The organism is Nocardioides sp. NPDC127514 (assembly GCF_040302125.1).
In the GTDB taxonomy this organism is placed as follows: domain Bacteria; phylum Actinomycetota; class Actinomycetes; order Propionibacteriales; family Nocardioidaceae; genus Nocardioides.
In genome coordinates this window covers 79,017-94,018 of record NZ_JBEORF010000026.1, presented here as the reverse complement: position 1 = coordinate 94,018, position 15,002 = coordinate 79,017, and the positions used below count along the sequence as shown (strand labels likewise).

The 15,002-nt window shown below is 69.8% G+C and carries 11 protein-coding genes; 1 reads left to right on the top strand and 10 read right to left on the bottom strand.

The genetic code is table 11. The annotated features are described in order from the left end of the window. Window positions 1–61 precede the first annotated feature (61 nt). The gene (locus ABTX24_RS20685) at window positions 62–1,018 is read right to left on the bottom strand and encodes an NAD(P)/FAD-dependent oxidoreductase (RefSeq protein WP_350842227.1); all 957 of its coding nucleotides are present in this window, start codon (window positions 1,016–1,018) and stop codon (window positions 62–64) included. Next, window positions 1,015–2,139: a glutamate-cysteine ligase family protein gene (locus tag ABTX24_RS20680; protein WP_350842225.1), complete on the bottom strand. Its 1,125-nt coding sequence runs from the start codon at window positions 2,137–2,139 to the stop codon at window positions 1,015–1,017. The genes ABTX24_RS20685 and ABTX24_RS20680 overlap by 4 nt, the downstream gene beginning before the upstream one ends. Window positions 2,140–2,206: 67 nt before the next feature. Between ABTX24_RS20680 and ABTX24_RS20675 the strand changes: the two genes are divergently transcribed. Next, window positions 2,207–2,983 (top strand): siderophore-interacting protein, encoded by a 777-nt coding sequence (locus ABTX24_RS20675; protein ID WP_350842223.1) that lies wholly within the window; start codon window positions 2,207–2,209, stop codon window positions 2,981–2,983. 40 nt (window positions 2,984–3,023) lie between these two features. Here ABTX24_RS20675 and ABTX24_RS20670 read toward each other — a convergent pair whose 3' ends face one another. The 8 genes from ABTX24_RS20670 to ABTX24_RS20635 all read right to left on the bottom strand — a co-directional run bounded on the left by ABTX24_RS20670 (window position 3,024) and on the right by ABTX24_RS20635 (window position 14,977). After that, the gene (locus tag ABTX24_RS20670; protein ID WP_350842221.1) at window positions 3,024–6,659 is read right to left on the bottom strand and encodes a LamG-like jellyroll fold domain-containing protein; all 3,636 of its coding nucleotides are present in this window, start codon (window positions 6,657–6,659) and stop codon (window positions 3,024–3,026) included. Between the two features lie 23 nt (window positions 6,660–6,682). Beyond that, window positions 6,683–8,401, bottom strand: a complete 1,719-nt coding sequence (locus ABTX24_RS20665; protein WP_350842219.1) for an amylo-alpha-1,6-glucosidase — start codon at window positions 8,399–8,401, stop codon at window positions 6,683–6,685. A gap of 14 nt (window positions 8,402–8,415) precedes the next feature. Beyond that, window positions 8,416–9,270, bottom strand: a complete 855-nt coding sequence (locus tag ABTX24_RS20660; RefSeq protein ID WP_350842217.1) for a carbohydrate ABC transporter permease — start codon at window positions 9,268–9,270, stop codon at window positions 8,416–8,418. A 1-nt stretch (window position 9,271) separates the two neighbouring features. After that, window positions 9,272–10,237, bottom strand: coding sequence for a carbohydrate ABC transporter permease (locus tag ABTX24_RS20655; RefSeq protein ID WP_350842215.1), 966 nt, complete (start codon window positions 10,235–10,237; stop codon window positions 9,272–9,274). Between the two features lie 35 nt (window positions 10,238–10,272). After that, window positions 10,273–11,529, bottom strand: coding sequence for an ABC transporter substrate-binding protein (locus tag ABTX24_RS20650; protein WP_350842213.1), 1,257 nt, complete (start codon window positions 11,527–11,529; stop codon window positions 10,273–10,275). Window positions 11,530–11,617: 88 nt separating this feature from the next. Then, window positions 11,618–12,622 carry a LacI family DNA-binding transcriptional regulator gene (locus ABTX24_RS20645; RefSeq protein WP_160028586.1) on the bottom strand — a complete coding sequence of 335 codons (1,005 nt, stop codon included), beginning with the start codon at window positions 12,620–12,622 and terminating at the stop codon, window positions 11,618–11,620. Between the two features lie 102 nt (window positions 12,623–12,724). Beyond that, the gene (locus ABTX24_RS20640; protein WP_350842211.1) at window positions 12,725–13,918 is read right to left on the bottom strand and encodes a glycoside hydrolase 5 family protein; all 1,194 of its coding nucleotides are present in this window, start codon (window positions 13,916–13,918) and stop codon (window positions 12,725–12,727) included. 36 nt (window positions 13,919–13,954) lie between these two features. Then, window positions 13,955–14,977, bottom strand: coding sequence for a LacI family DNA-binding transcriptional regulator (locus ABTX24_RS20635; RefSeq protein WP_350842209.1), 1,023 nt, complete (start codon window positions 14,975–14,977; stop codon window positions 13,955–13,957). Between the last annotated feature and the right edge of the window lie 25 nt (window positions 14,978–15,002).

The following is a 15,002-nucleotide window of genomic DNA, read 5'->3' as shown; positions in this document are numbered from 1 at the left end:
GGCTATCGCAGACAGGAGTGGTCGAGCGGGCAAAAGGATTCACCTCGGCCGTGGCCGATGATCAGGTGGTCTCGAGCGCGAGCCGCTCGGCGAGCGTACGTCCCAGCCAGGCCGCGGAGCGGATGGCGCTGCCGCAGTTGGCGACGAGAACGCCTGGGCTGGGCTCGTCGACCACCAGCGTCTTCTGTGCGGTGTCGACACCCCAGAGGATGTCGTCGACGCGGGCATCGCGGAGCCAGGGGAGCGTCGTGGCGAGCCCGCTGTCGAGGATCTCCTTCCAGTGGTCGACGGGGCCCGAGGTGTCCTCGTCCTCGACGATGTCCTCCTGCCCGACGACGACGCGCAGCCGGCCGTCGATCAGCTTCACGAAGACGTAGCCGAAGCCGTCGCCGATCGGCACGATCGTGTGGGGCAGCCGCTCCCGTTCAGGGGGAACCGGGAGGTCGAGCACGAACAGCTGGCGCTTCTCGGCCTCCGCGCTGACCTGCGGGAACACCGAGGCGTTCCCCGCGCCCATCGCGCCCAGGACCCGGCGGGCACGGATCGTGCCGCGCGAGGTCTCGACCACATGACCGCTCCCGTCAGGGCGTACGCCGGTGACGAGCGCGTCGACCGACGTCGCTCCCGCTTCCTGCGCCTGGTCGCGGAGCATGCCGACGAGCCCGGTCGCGGAGACGTTGAGCGCGGGGATGTGCTCTCCGGTGTGCAGCAGGTGGTAGGTGTTCTCGATCATGTCCAGCTCCGCGCCGTCCGCGGCGCCGCGGATGAACTGCTCGGTCTGGGTCGTCATCTCCCGCTTGACCGGGTCGGGCCACGTCCACCGGATGCTGCCGCCCGCATAGCGGTAGGTCGCGACATGGGCGGGGTCGTCGGCGGGGTCGTGGTCGATGAGGACCACGCGCAGTCCGGGCCGGGCCAGGAAGATGGCCGTCGCGGCGCCGATCGGGCCTGCTCCGCAGATCGCCACGTCGGCCTCTGCGAGATGTTCAGCGGTCAGGTCGGCGGGCAGATCAGTCAACGAAGTCCTTCCGGGTGGTACATCAGGCCGGTGCGCGAATATGCGTCCAGAAGGCTATCGGCTGGCGTCCGTTCCTGGCTGAGCAACTGGTCCAGACAGGCGAGGTGGCCGACTTCGTGCCGCATGCCAGCACGTTCGGTGAGCGCCCGGCGGGCCGCGGTGAGCACCTCACGGGCACCGGCGGCGATCTCCGGGTCCGTGAACCCCGCGGTCGCGGCCCGCTGGTGGAGGTCGCGACTGGGCTTGTCGGCCAGCCCGGGAAGGTCGTCGGCGAGGCAGACGCCGAGCGTCAGTGCCGCGCCGGCGAGCAGCAGCTCTCGGGAGAGGAAGGCGTCGTAGGCCTTGAACTCGATGCGTCCCTCCTCCCGCGGGATCCGCGGCGGGTGGACCATGGTGGGCTCGGCGCCGGCGGGAGGATCGACGAAGCAGCGCGCCGCCACGCGTCGCCAGGTGCGCTCGTAGGTGCGCTTGCTGGGTCCGCGCCACGCCCGGCCGGCGTGGAAGGGCGAGCTGAAGCTGAACGGCACCATGAAGGGGCTGTAGTGGGTCAGCCGGCGGGTGACCTCGACGACCTGCTCCGCGGAGAACCCGGGAAAGGAGAGGTTGATGTCCGGGCCGTAGCTCAGGTTGGAGACCTCGGCGTGGTCGTACTCACGATGCTCGGCCCGCATCGTCCGCTCCCACTCGTTGAGCGGCGGGTCGAGGACGTACGCCTCCCGGACCGGGTTGAAGCCGACGATGCCCAGCTGCAGGCCGATGGGAGCGAGGCGCTTGGAGATGTCGTCCTGGAGATCGATCAGCCGGTCGGCGGCCTCGGTGGTGCTCGAGCAGACCGGGGTGCGGATCTCCACGCCCTTGACCAGCATCGTCGTGAAGGTGCCGTCGGCGTCGAACCGCTCGTCGCCCTCGAGGTACCAGTAGCCGCTCTTGATCCCCAGGTCACCGCGGACGAGGTCCTCGTCGGTGGTGCCGGAGCCGTCGGCAAGGGCGCGTTGGAGGGTGTCGAAGTCGAGATCCACGAAGTCATGGAAGGTGCCCATGTCGCGAAACGTGCCCGCGCCTACGTCGGGTGATTCCGTCACCAGGGCATACTCGAACTCGAACCCGGCGGAGTAGAGCACGGCGCAACTCTAGGGCAGTGCGCGGGCCATCATCCGCATTTCTCGGAAATTAGGTTAGGCTCCCCTCATGTTTCGCGCGGTGAAGCCGGAGACAAAGCCGGAGACGAGGGTCGTGGTCACCTCGACCCGGCGTCTCAGTGCTGGGATGACCCGCGTCCATCTCCGCGCCGAGGACCTCTCCGCGTTCGAGGGCAGCGTCTGCACCGACCGGTTCGTGCGTCTGGAGATCCCGGTCGGCGACGGCTCGACCGTCTGCCGCACCTACACGGCGCTGGACCCCTCGGTCGCCGAGGGCACTTTGGCCATCGACTTCGTGCACCACGGCGACGAGGGCGTCGCCGGCCGATGGGCCGCCACCGCCGGCCCCGGTGACGTGCTCACCGTGCGTGGGCCGGGCGGGACGTACGCTCCGGACCCGGCCGCCGACTGGCACCTGCTCGTCGGCGACGAGTCCGGTCTGCCCGCGATCCGGGCGGCGCTGGCGGCGCTGCCGGCCGACGCCGTCGGCTATGCCGTGATCGAGGTGCCCTCCGCGGAGCATCTCCAGCAGGTCGAGGCGCCGGCCGGAGTCGATGTGCGCTGGTTGGACGCCACCATCGACCCGCCTCTGGAGGTCGTCGTCCGCGAGCTGCCCTGGCTGCTCGGCAGGGTGCACGCCTTCGTGCACGGCGAGGCCGAGGTCACGATGCAGCGGATCCGCCCCTACCTGCTGCGCGATCGCGGAGTGCCGCGCGGCGACCTGTCGATCTCCGGCTACTGGCGCCGCGGGAACAGCGAGGACAGCTTCCGTACGTGGAAGCGCAGCCAGGCCGCTGACCGCGAGGTCGCACACTCAGCCCGCTGAGACGGAGCCGCGGCCGCCCGGGTGGGCGGCCGCGGCGTACTCAGTCCGCGGCCAGCGGTGTCACCGTGATCCGGTCGAGGTTCGGGGCCCACGGTGACCGAAGGCCCAGCTCCGGATAGCGGTCGGAGATGTAGGTCTCACCGTTCCAGTCCGGCAGCTCCTCGGAGCGGAAGGACAGCGTGTTCTCGCCCGCCTTCAGCTCTGCGTAGAACGTCAACGTCCAGAAGCCGTTGTCGTGGAAGCTGTGCGGGAACCAGACCCGGCGGGCCTTCTCGCCGTTGACGCTGACGTCGGCGTGCCGGGCCAGCGGGTCCGGGTTGTAGTGCGAGGCGGGTGACTGCTCGCCGTTGGAGTAGCGCACCGTGATCGCGTACGTCCCGGCCCGAGGTGCCGTGGTGGTCAGCGTCAGCATGTTGCCGTTGCCCGGGTCGCCGCCGACACCGGTGACCGCCTTGCCGCCGTCGGCGAGCGAGTAGGACGCGACCTTCGCCGAGCCCGTCAGCGCCCCGTCCTCGGCCTGGGTGGTCACCGATCTCAGGGTGTTCGCCGACGGACCGACACGGAACCGGTCGACCAGCAGCCGGCCCTGCTCCGCGGTCAGGGTGATCTTGTTGATGCCGCCGGAGAGGAACACGTCTCGTGACACCGGCCGGGTGACGACGCCGAGGTTCTGTCCGTTCAGGGCCAGCCGGATGCGCCCCGACCCCAGGGTGTCGAACCGGAGGCGGTGCTCGCCGTCGTCGGGGGAGTAGACCCAGAACGTCGCCGTCCCGCGGGCGAGGTCTGCGGCGCCGGACCCGGACACCCCGGCCTTCGAGTAGTCGGCCCGTGCCCCGTCGGTGAGCGTCGCGTCCTCACCCTCGTAGGTGCGTTGCGTGGCGGCAGGGTTCGACAAGGAGAGGTCGATCTTGTCGATGATCGCGTCTCCGCGGGTGCGTTCGGTGCCGTCGAGGCTCCGGGCCGCGATCGAGATCGTGTGCTTCCCGGCGGTCAGGTCGACCGTCGTATCGGCGTGGTCCCACACGACCCACTTGTAGCCGAGCGGCAGATGGATCTCCTGCTCCTGCTTGCCATCGACCGTGATGAAGGCGTTGGTCGGACCCTGGTCCTTGACCAGGCCGTAGGTGTTCAGAGAGTTCGCGAACACGCTCAGGTCGTAGGTCCCGTCCTTCGGCACGTCTACGGCGAAGTCGAGCTTCACGTTCGAGTCGGTGCGGATGCCGCCGACGTTGTACGAGTTCGACGTGTAGAAGCCGCCCAGGTTGGAGGGGCTGCCCTCGGGCCCGTTGCGGGAGTAACCCGAGCCAGAGTGTGCGGCGTCCTCGGCCTCGTACGTCGCTCGCCACAGCTGCGGCGGTGCGGCCTCGGCCGTCGCGTTGGCGCCGGGCGTGACGATGATCTGGTAGGCGGACTCGGCCGAGAGGGCGGGGACGCCGTCCTTGCCGAACCAGAACCCGACACCGCCGTCACTGACCGGGAGGTTCATCTCCGCGACCTCGGCCGGGCCGCTGTTGTCGCCGAGCTGACCCGACCAACCGATCTCCTTGAGGGCGACGTGCACGCTGGACCCGAACGTCGTCGGGTCGACCCCGTCGAAGTCGACGTAGGACTCCCCGTCGGCGCCCCCGATGATCGCCTCTGCCCGTCGTCGATCACGATCGAGGGCCGCGACGCCCTGCAGCGTGTAGCTCTCGTTCGGGCGGGGCGGGGTGAGCTTGACCGTCTGGCCCGTCATCTGGCTGTAGGCGTTCAGCAGCCACCACTGCCCGTTGGCCTTGTTGGCCTCGACGGCGGAGTCGGACAGGTTCCCGTCGATGTTCCAGTAGGCGATGTCGCCGTCGACCTTGCTGTCCTCGAGCGCCGAGACCCACTGGATCATCTGACCCGGGACCGAGGTGTGATAGTTGAACGCGTACTCGTTGATGTTGATCGGCAGATGCTTCCCCGCGTACGGGGTGCCCTGGTAGATCGTGTCCTCCCATCCGCGGAACCTCGCCACGTTGGTTCGGATCGAGGCCGGGTTGCTCAGCTCGTGCCAGGTGATCACATCCGGCATCGTGTCGTTGGCCAGCGCGTGCTTCATGAAGCCCTGCACCTGGTCGTAGAGGATGCTCGTGTTCGGACCGGCGATCCGGGCGTCGGGGAGCTCGCTCCTGATGAGGGCGTGGACCTCGTCCCAGGCCTTGAAGTAGTGCTGTGGGTCGTTGAGCCAGCTGACCCTGTTGTAGCTCCACTCGCCGGTGCCGAACATGTTGCCCTCGGGCTCGTTGAACGGCACGAAGACGACGTGGCTGCGGTACTTCTCCGGCAGCGCCTTGACCTGCTCGACCTGGGTCCTGATCTTGGCCTTGAAGTCGTCCAGCTTGGCCTGCGGGGTGTTGCCCGGCCACTGGTAGGGGAACCCGCGGTAGATGTCGGTCATGTAGATGTAGACGTCGCCGCCGGAGCCGTCCACGAGCGGCTCGAGCACCTCGAGGGCGTCCGCGCCCGGGTGCTGCGGACCGTCCTGGCCCTTGGTCGACACCGTACGCAGGTTGATCCCGTCGATCAGGTTGCTCGAGGGAAGATCCTTGCCGTAGACCCCGTAGAGCGTCCCGGACGCGCCACCCATGACGTCGCCGGTGGGCTCGGCCAGGTCGATGTCGACCTGGTTCTCGTAGCGGACGGTCACCTCGGCCGAGACCGGCCTCCCGGCGGCGGTCCCGGCCACCGTGAACCTGCCGCGGTCCGCGTACTTCGCCGGATCCACCTCCTCCCAGGTGATCGGTACGTCGCGGTCGTAGCCGTCGCTGAACGAGGCCCGTACCGTGGCCGGCAGGTCCGGCTCCGTTCCGACGTCGGTGTAGACGTCGAAGGACGTCCTAGTCGGCTCGACGATCGTCGGAGGGGTGACTCCGGTGGCCTGGCCGAGCTGCTCCGGGGTGAGTGCCGCCCCGTAGACGGTCACGTCGTCGATCGAGCCGCCGAACAGGTTGTCGGCGGGGAACATCGACCTGCCGAGGAACCCGCTCGTCGACGCGCCTACGACGAGATCGGAGGCGGAGATCTTCGTGCTGGTCGCCGCGACGGCTGCGCCGTCGAGGTAGGTGGTGAGCCGGTCCGACTCGGTGTCCAGGGTGACGGCGAGGGTGTGCCAGGACTTCTCCGGGAGCGGGGCGTAACCGGAGTTGGTCGCCTCGGCGCCGGTTCCCGCCACGGCCGCCGTACGCAGCACCGACCCGTTCGACGGGGTGAGGAACAGGTAGCGACTGGTGTCCTTGCCCAGGTCGAGGATCCGCTGCCAGGAGCCGCCGCCTCCGTCCCAGCTCACCCGCGCGGTGACCGTGAGGTCGGTGCGTCCCTCGAGGACGCCCTTGGGGAGGGTGACGTAGGCGCCGTCCGACGTGGACGGCCCGCCGGGGAGGTGAAGAGCCTGGCCGCCGCCGTCTCCCGGGACTGTGTCGGCCGTGCCGCCGTTCACCAAGGTGCCGTCGAGCCCGTTGCCGGAGTCGTCGGCGACCGTTCCGCCGGCCGGGTCGTCGTCGAAGGCGTAGTGGACGACCGGGTCGGGCACGGTGACCTCGGCGGCACCGGCGCGTGGGACCACGCCGGGTGCGGCCAGCGCGACGGCGGCGACCGCGGCGGCCGCGGCCGCGGTGGCCGTCCTGGGTGGTGTGGACGTGAAGGGTGATCTCATCGGTAGCTCCTTCTGTTGTGGGGTCACGACCGCCGAACGTGATCGGCGGCGAAGAGGAGGTAGACCGCTGCGGTCCAGGTGTAGGCACGGTCACGCAGCCCCGCGCCGGTGCGAGCGTCGAAGTTCTCGGCGAAGCCGGACTTCTCGCACAGTGCCCTGAACCGCTCGCTGACGACGTCGGCGACGGCCGGGAACCCGCTTCGGCGCAGGCCGTCCTCGATGAGCGCGGTCGACGGCGCCCAGATCGGGCCTCGCCAGTAGCCGTCGTCCTGGTAGCTGGGCGAGGAGACCGGCTCGGTGGCAGGTCCGTAGTCGGTCAGGTGATCGCCGAGCCGGTCCGCCATCGTCGTACGGACGTCGGACGGGAGCCGGTCGCCGAGCACCAGCGGCAGCAGGTTCAGCAGGCTGGACCCCGTGCTCCGACGGCCCGAGAGCGCGCCCACGGCGACGAACTCGGCACCCGTCCAGAGCTGGTCGACCAGCGTACGGACGAGCTCGTCGCCGACCTTGCGCCAGCTGGCCGAGGGATGCCCGAGCTCGTCGGCGAGGTCGGCGAGGACCTCGAGCTGGACCGCGAGGAACGCGGCGAGGTCGGGTGACTCGACGACCCGGTCGAGGTCGAACGTCGTGGAGTTGTCCCACCCGCTGTCGTTGCCGTGCTGGTAGTAGGGCAGGTCGTGGCCCGGCCGTCGCCTGGAGTCGAGCCAGAACCTGCTCCAGCGGACCAGGCCGTCGTGGATGCGCTCGAGCTCGTCGGGGTCGAGGGCCCGTGCCGAGGTCGCGCGCAGCCGGCTCAGCGCCCAGCCGTGGATCGGGGGCTTGACGTAGTTGTAGAGGACCTCGGTGTGCGTCACCGAGTCGGGCAGCGCGCCGTGGTCGTCCTGGTGGTCGAACGGGGCGAGGAACTGGTCGAGCGCGGCGTCCGGACGGCCTGGGGCGAGCGCCATCGCGTTGAAGCAGTGGTCCCAGCTCCACAGCTTGTCCATCCAGTGCTTGGACATCAGCACCGACTCCCGACCCAGCAGACCGCTGGGGGCGACCGTCGCCGACCACAGGACGTACGCCGCCAGTGCGGCCGCCGGCGTGCGCGCGTCACGCCACGGGGCGAGGTCGTCGAGGTAGCCGGCGAAATCTGCCGTCGAGTCCGCGACGACCTCCTCGAAGGTCGCTGCCTCCGCCGGCGCTGTCTGCTGCGAGGTCGCCTCGCGTACCTCGGCCTCCCAGTCGTCGCCGTCGCTTCCGAGCAGGATCGACCTCGTCGCCTTGCCCAGTGCCTCGGAGCCCTCGACCGAGTGCTCCCCGCGCAGCATGGTGACGCGGTAGCGGTGGCCGGTCTCGTAGCTGGTGAAGACGGCGGCGCCGTCGCTCGGGTCGGCGAACAGATACGTTCCGGTGAACGGGGTGAGCCCGGCAGCGGCATCGCCGAGCCGCAGCGCGAGGCCGGAGCCGCGGAGGCGTACGGCGTCCGGGCCGGCGAAGGCCGCCTCGACTCGACCGTCCTCCCGCGCCCAGGTCAGGACCGCGGGGTCCGCGGACCAGGTCGTCTCGATCGGACGACCGTCGCGCTCCGGCCGCAGCGCGAGCACGCCGTGGAACCCGTTGCGGTGGGAGACGAGGTGGATCGTGTCGGTGCGGGTGTGCAGGGCGACCACGGGGGAGAGGTCGAGCCAGGAGCCGCGCCGGGAGAACGGGATCTCCCGGACGTCGAAGGCGGCCTCGGTCGAGGTGTCGTGCAGCGGCATGCGTGGGGTGTCCTTCAGTCCTTGACGGCGCCCGCCGTCACGCCGGCGGCGACGTACCGCTGGGCGACGACGAGCAGGATGGCGGTGGGGATCGAGGCGACGACGGCGGTCGCCATCAGCGGGCCCCACTCCTGGTTCTGGGAGCCGATGTAGTCGTAGAGCCCCATCGTGATCGGGCGCAGCGAGCCGCCCTCGCGGTTGAGGGTGGAGGCGAAGATGAAATCCGACCACGCCCACAGGAAGGCGAACAGCGAGACGGTCACCGCCGAGTTGCGCGAGATCGGCAGGACGACCTGGGTGAAGGTCTTCCACGGGCTCGCGCCGTCGATGGCCGCGGAGTGGAGGAGGTCCCGTGGGATGCCGGCCATGAACGCGGAGAACAGCATGACGCCGAACGGGATCGCGATCGTGGAGTCGGCGACGATCAAGCCGGGCACGGTGTCGAGGATCCCGAGGTCGGTGTAGACGGTGTAGAAGCCCAGCGCCATCACGACGCCGGGGACCATCTGCGCCACGATGAGGCAGAAGTTCAGCACGCGCCGGCCCGGGACGAACAGCGACGACATCGCGTAGCCCGCCGGAGCCGAGACGAGCAGCGTGAGTGCGACCGTCCCGATGCCGATGATCAGGCTCGTCCCGAGATACGGCAGCTGATCCTGCAGCACCACCCGGTAGTGGTCGAGGGTGAACGACTTCGGGAACAGGCCGCCGCTGCGGATGGCGTCGCGCTGGGTCAGCGAGACGTTGACCATCCAGTAGAGCGGGAACAGCATCAGCGCGGTGAGGACGAGGCCGATGACGGTCTTCACCCAGGCCGAGGCGGTCCGTGCGGTCGGTGCGGTCCGTGCTGTCGGTGTCGAGGTGTGCATCTCAGGCCTCCTCCTTGCGCTGCACGGCGAGATAGACGAGACCCATGAGCAGGGCGACGAGCAGCAGGATCGTGCCGACGACGGACGCCTGGGAGTACTCGATGACTGCCGAGGTGCCCTTCCCGAACGCCATCCCGTACGCCCAGGTCGCCAGCGTCTGGGACGACCCGGCGCCGGCGGTCATGATCCAGATGATGTCGACGACCTTGAGCGTGTAGACGAAGCCGAGAAGCAACGTGATCGCGCTGACCGGCCGCAGCAGCGGGAACGTGATCGACCAGAACCGGCGCCACGGGCCGGCGCCGTCGAGAGCTGCCGCCTCGTAGAGCTCGGCCGAGATGTTCTGCAGCCCGGAGTAGAGGATGACCAGGTTGAACGGGATCCCGAGCCAGATGTTCGCGATCATCACGGCCCACAGCGAGTTGTCGGCGCTCAGCCACCAGACCGAGTCGATGCCGAAAGCGCCGAGGAACCGGTTGACGATGCCCGAGTCCGCGTCCATCATCCACTGCCACGTCGTCGCCGAGACGATGATCGGGAGCAGCCACGGGACCAGGAAGAGCCCACGCAGGAGCACCGACAGCGGGAAGTGGCGATGGAAGTACGTCGCGAGCGCCAGCCCGATGACGTACTGGAAGACCAGGGAGCCGACCACGAAGATCGCGGTCTGCTGCATGATCGGCCAGAACTGCGGCGCGGTGAGCACCTCGCGGTAGATGTCGGTCCCGGCGAAGGGCGCTTCGCCGGTGACGTACGTCGCCCGGGTGAAGCGGTGCAGGCTCATCGACACGTTCTCGACCAGCGGGTAGGCGTAGAAGACCACGAGGTACGTCACCAGCGGCGCGACGAACGCCACGCCGGCCCAGCGGCTGCGGTGATGTCGGCGTCGGGGCGGGGGCGCCGCGGCCGGCACCGTCTCCGGTGCCGTCCGGCGCTCCAACGTGGAGACTGCGGGAATCCTGGTCACTGTTCTCTGTCCGTTCTCCGGGATCCGGGCGCGGGTCAGTTGCCCGTGGCTTCCTGTGCCGCGGTCTCGAACGCGTCCTCGACCTCACCGGCGTCGCCGGCGGCGTTGAGCGCGGCCTGCTCGGCCTTCGACAACGCGGCCGAGGTCGCGAGGTAGCCGGTGCCGAGGTCGGTGGTCCGGCCCTGTGCGCTGGAGATGGCCTCCGCCCACGGCTGGTAGTGCTCCGTGGAGGCGATCTGCTGCTCGCGAGTGGTCTCGGCGGCGGTGAAGTAGCCGAGCATGTCGTCGGTCTCGACCTGCGTCTCCGAGCTGAGCAGGCAGTCGAGCACCTCCTTCGCGGCGGCGTAGTGGGCGTCGCTGTTCTCCTTGTGCAGCGGCACCACGCCGAACTCGCCGCCGGTCGGCACCGGCGCTGCGCCGCCGTCCTGGCTCGGGATGGGCATCATCTTGACGGGGAACTTCTGCTCGGTCGCCGCCTGGGCGAACCAGGAGCCGTTCTCGGCGAACGCGTAGTCGCCGGTGAGGAACAGGTCCCAGGACGCGGACTGGTTGTCGGTGATGGCCGACTTTGGGGCGTACCCCTGGCCGATCCAGTCCGAGACGAGCTGGCCCGCCTCGATGGCGTCGGCAGAGCCGAGGTCGGACAGGTCGGCGCCGGATCCCCAGAACCAGGGCAGGAACTGGAAGGTGCCCTCCTCGCCGGGGACGCCCGCGAACGTGATGCCCTGGTGACCGGCCCCGGTCACCTTCTTCAGCGCGGCGTTCAGGCTCGCCCAATCGGTGATGCTCGCCGGGTCGACGCCGGCGTCGGCGAGGACCTTCTCGTTGTAGTAGAGGCCGAGGGTGTTGGCGCCGACGGGGACGCCGTACGTCTCGCCGTCGACGGTCCCGGGGCCGGCGAGGTTGGCGTCGGCGTCGGTCGCCTCGAGGCCGACCTCGTCGATGGGGACCAGCAGGCCGGAGGCCGAGGCCTCAGGCATCGCCGGGTTGTCGAGGAACACCACGTTGGGTGCGTTGTCCTCGCGGACGGCCGTCGTGAGGTTGTTGATCAGGTCGGTGTTCGGGGCGGCGGTGCGCTTGATGGTGGTGCCCTCCGGCGCGCACGACTGGACGTACTTGGCCCAGTCCGAGCTGTCGTCGTACTGCGGGTAGGGGTCCCAGAACCCGATCTCGGTGACCTCGCCCGACTCGTCCGAGGAGCCGCACGCCGCCAGAGACATGGTCAGGGCAGCCGCGGTGAGGAGGGCGGCCGTACGACCGTGGGGGCGGCCTTGGTGGGGGGTGCTGTTCATCTCGTGTCCTTTCGCATCATTGCGTGGAGTTGTTGAACCGGTTCGACAGTGGGCGTGACGAGGTGCTCCGTACGATCCGGCGGTGGTGTCAGCTGGTGCTGCCGCGGTCGCGGAGCACCGGGGTGACGAACCGGACGATCGGTGGTCCGGCCGTGGCCGGGTCGGTGACCCGGCCGATCAGCCGGGAGACCGCCTGGCGTCCGAGCTCGTCCGCGGCCGAGTCCACGGCTGTATAGGGGAGCGAGAACTCCTCGCCGAAGTCCCGCGAGTAGAGGCTGACCACGCTGAGGTCCTCGGGGACCCGAACCCCGCGGTCGCTCAGGATCGAGGGCAGCGCGGCGACCGTCGCGTCGTTGTGGACGATCAGGCCGGTCGCGGTCGGGTGTGCGTCGAGGATGCGGTTGACCGATTCGCCGATCGCGGGCTGACGCGACTCGCCGTGGTAGCAGTGGATCTGGATGCCGTGTCGCGCCGCGCGCTCGACGGCCGCGTCGCGGAACCGCCAGGCGTACGTCCCACCGCGTTCGACGACGTGGTGTGGCGGCGCGATCAGGATCAGCTCGCGGTGATCGCGCTCGTGCAGATGGTCGACGAGCATCCTGGCCGCCTCGCCGAAGTCGAGGTCGACGAAGTCCAGGCCGGCGGTGTCGCGGGCGAGGCCGAGCAGCACGCCGGGCTTGCGGACCGCTCTCAGCGCCTCGAGGCGGGGGTCCTCGGCGGTCACGTCGAGGAGCACGATGCCGTCGACCATGCGGGAGTCCGCGATCCGGTGGATCGCGGCGGGGCCGTCGGGGTCGGTCACCATCAGGATGTCGTAGCCGAGCTCACGGGCTCGCATGGAGATCGGCAGGACGTACTGCAGCATGGCCGGAGCGAACTCGTCCTCGTGGAACTGGAGCAGCAGCCCGAGCACCATCGTCTGCGAGGTGGCCAGTGCGCGGGCGCCTGCGTTCGGTGTGAAGCCGAGCTCGCGGATGGCCTGCTCGATCCGCTCTCGCGTCTCGGTCGAGATCGTGCGCTTGCCGGAGAGGGCGTAGGAGACGGTGCTCCGCGAGACGCCCGCGTGCCGCGCTACGTCTTGGATGGTGGCCAACTCGCTACCTGACTTTCGAACCGGTTCGACACTGGAGTGACTAGAGTGTGATCAATGTCACGCGCCGTGTCAAGAGGTCTCGACGAAGACCGACGGCGAAGGTCAGGAGGAGGGGGCGGGCGGGACGATCTCGACCGGGCCGTCGACCCGGGCGGCGACCCAGGTGCGGTGGAAGTCGCTGCCGGGAGCGACCTCGGCTCGGCGCTCGGGTTCGCGGATCAGGTCGACAGGGCACTCGATCCGCTGACGGCTGACCGGCTCGGCGCGGGGGCCGCTGTGTGCTGCGATCGCCTCCGCCAGCGCCTCGGCGACAGGCTTGCGGCGGTGGTCGACGGTGAAGAGCCCGAGGTCGTACTCACGATCGGGAAAGTCGACCAGCGATCGGTCCAGGTCGTGGGAGCACCACCAGGTGATGCCGTACAGGGCGGGGTTCTGGACGACGTGGTCGACGGTGCCGGTGACGAACTCGCGCACGCTGTCAGGACCGATCTCCGGCAGGGGAGCGCCGATCTCCTGGAGCCAGACCGGGCGCCCGGGCTCGGCGGCGTACGCCGCGGCGAGCTCGACCAGGTAGTCGGCATGCGTGAGCGTGGCCGGACCCAGAGGCGCGTCGATCGCGCCGACGCCGTTGAAGACCCAGGAGTGCACGGTGCTGAGGTCACCGAGCGTGGTGACGTCCGCGGGCCCGAAAGGGTGGTCGGGCGCGTAGAACGCGTCGTCGAAGAGCGAGTGGAGGCAGAGCAGTCCGGGGGCGGCCTTGCGTGCGGTCTCGAGGAGTTCCTGGGCCCAGGAGCGGGACTCGGCGATGGTGGTCGGGTTGGACGGCCACAGGTTGTTGACCTCGTTGCCGAGGGTCAGTGCGAAGACGTTGTCCCGGGTGGCGACCGCGCCGGCGAGGGCGTCGACGTAGGTGCGCAGGCCCTCGCGCACCTCGGGGTGGCCGAAGAGCGAGCGCTGGTGGTGGGTGAGCACCCACGAGGGCAGGAAGTCGAAGCTGGACAGATGGCCCTGGACCAGGTCGACGCAGACGTCGAGCCCGCGGGCGGCGGCCAGGTCGATGGTGGTGAGCACGTCGTCGACCGCCGCGGACCGGATCAGCGAGCGGTTGGGCTGGATCCACGGCCAGACCGGGAAGATGCGTACGTGGTCGAGGCCGAGACCTGCGAGGTCGTCGAAGTCGCGGGCGATCTGGTCGGCGTCGAAGTCGAGCCAGGAGTAGAACCAGCCGGATGAGGGCACGTGGTTGGCGCCGAAGCGCAACGGGGCAGGGGCGGAGGGCGTCGGGAGAGCTGGCACCCGCGCAATATAAACCGATTAAGTAAACCGGGGCAATCAGTGTCCGGCGGGCGGAGCCGTGCTCTCCCGCGGGACGAGCACCGGGGTGCTCGACTGATGCCGGACGGCGAGGGTCGGGTCGGCGATCAGCCGGAGCAGCCCGCGGGCGGCCTCGGCGGCCCATCCCTGGGTGTCCCGCGTCAGCGCGGTCAGCGAAGGATGGGTGAGCCGGGCCAGCAGCGAGTCGTCGAAGGAGAGGATGGAGAGGTCCTGCGGCACCCGTACGCCCATCTCCAGGGCGACGCCCAGGCCGGCCACGGCCATCACGTCGCTGTCGTAGACGATCGCGGTCGGCCGATCCCGCCGCGACAGCACCCGGCGGGTGATGACCGCCCCCTCGGAGTCGCTGTAGTCGGTCGGGATCGAGACCACCTCGGCCAGCTCGTGGCGCTCCTTGGCCTCGGTGAGCACGTCCGTCCGGCGCTTGGTGTGCAGGAACTGCGGCATGCCGGCGACGTGGACGACGTGGCGGTGCCCGAGCGCGGCGAGGTAGTCGACCGCCTCGTGCATGGCCTCGCTGTCGTCGGCCCAGGTGAAGCTCAGCGACGTGTCTTCGAGCGGCCCGCCGAGCACCATCACCGGGACTTCGAGCGCCTCCAGTGCCGCGAACCGGGGATCGTCGATGAGCGGGTCGAGGAGCACGAAGCCGTCGACACGCCTCTCGGCGGTCCAGTTCCGGTAGGCGGCCATCTCGGCCTCCGGGTCCTCGACCACGAGCAGCTGCAGCGCGGTGCCGTCCTCGGCCAGACCGGCCTGCAGGCCGGAGACGATCTGGCCGAAGAACGGCTCGAGGCCGAGCGTACGTGCGGGGCGGGACAGGATCAGGCCGACCGCTCCGGCGCGCGCGTTGCCGAGGGACCTGGCCGCGCGATGGGGGCGCCAGTTCATCTCGTCGGCGACGGCGAGGATGCGCCGCCGGGTCTCCTCGCTGACCCCCGGTCGCCCGTTGAGTGCGAACGAGACCGCGCCCTTGGAGACGCCGGCGCGCTCTGCGATGTCCGCGATCGTGGGTCGTGCCATCGACAAGTCCTTCCTGGGACGAGGC

Coding starts and splice junctions, on each gene's coding strand:
- ABTX24_RS20675 (WP_350842223.1), top strand. CDS start 2,207: ATGTTTCGCGCGGTGAAGCCGGAGACAAAGCCGGAGACGAGGGTCGTG.
- ABTX24_RS20670 (WP_350842221.1), bottom strand. CDS start 6,659: ATGAGATCACCCTTCACGTCCACACCACCCAGGACGGCCACCGCGGCC.
- ABTX24_RS20665 (WP_350842219.1), bottom strand. CDS start 8,401: ATGCCGCTGCACGACACCTCGACCGAGGCCGCCTTCGACGTCCGGGAG.
- ABTX24_RS20660 (WP_350842217.1), bottom strand. CDS start 9,270: ATGCACACCTCGACACCGACAGCACGGACCGCACCGACCGCACGGACC.
- ABTX24_RS20650 (WP_350842213.1), bottom strand. CDS start 11,529: ATGAACAGCACCCCCCACCAAGGCCGCCCCCACGGTCGTACGGCCGCC.
- ABTX24_RS20635 (WP_350842209.1), bottom strand. CDS start 14,977: ATGGCACGACCCACGATCGCGGACATCGCAGAGCGCGCCGGCGTCTCC.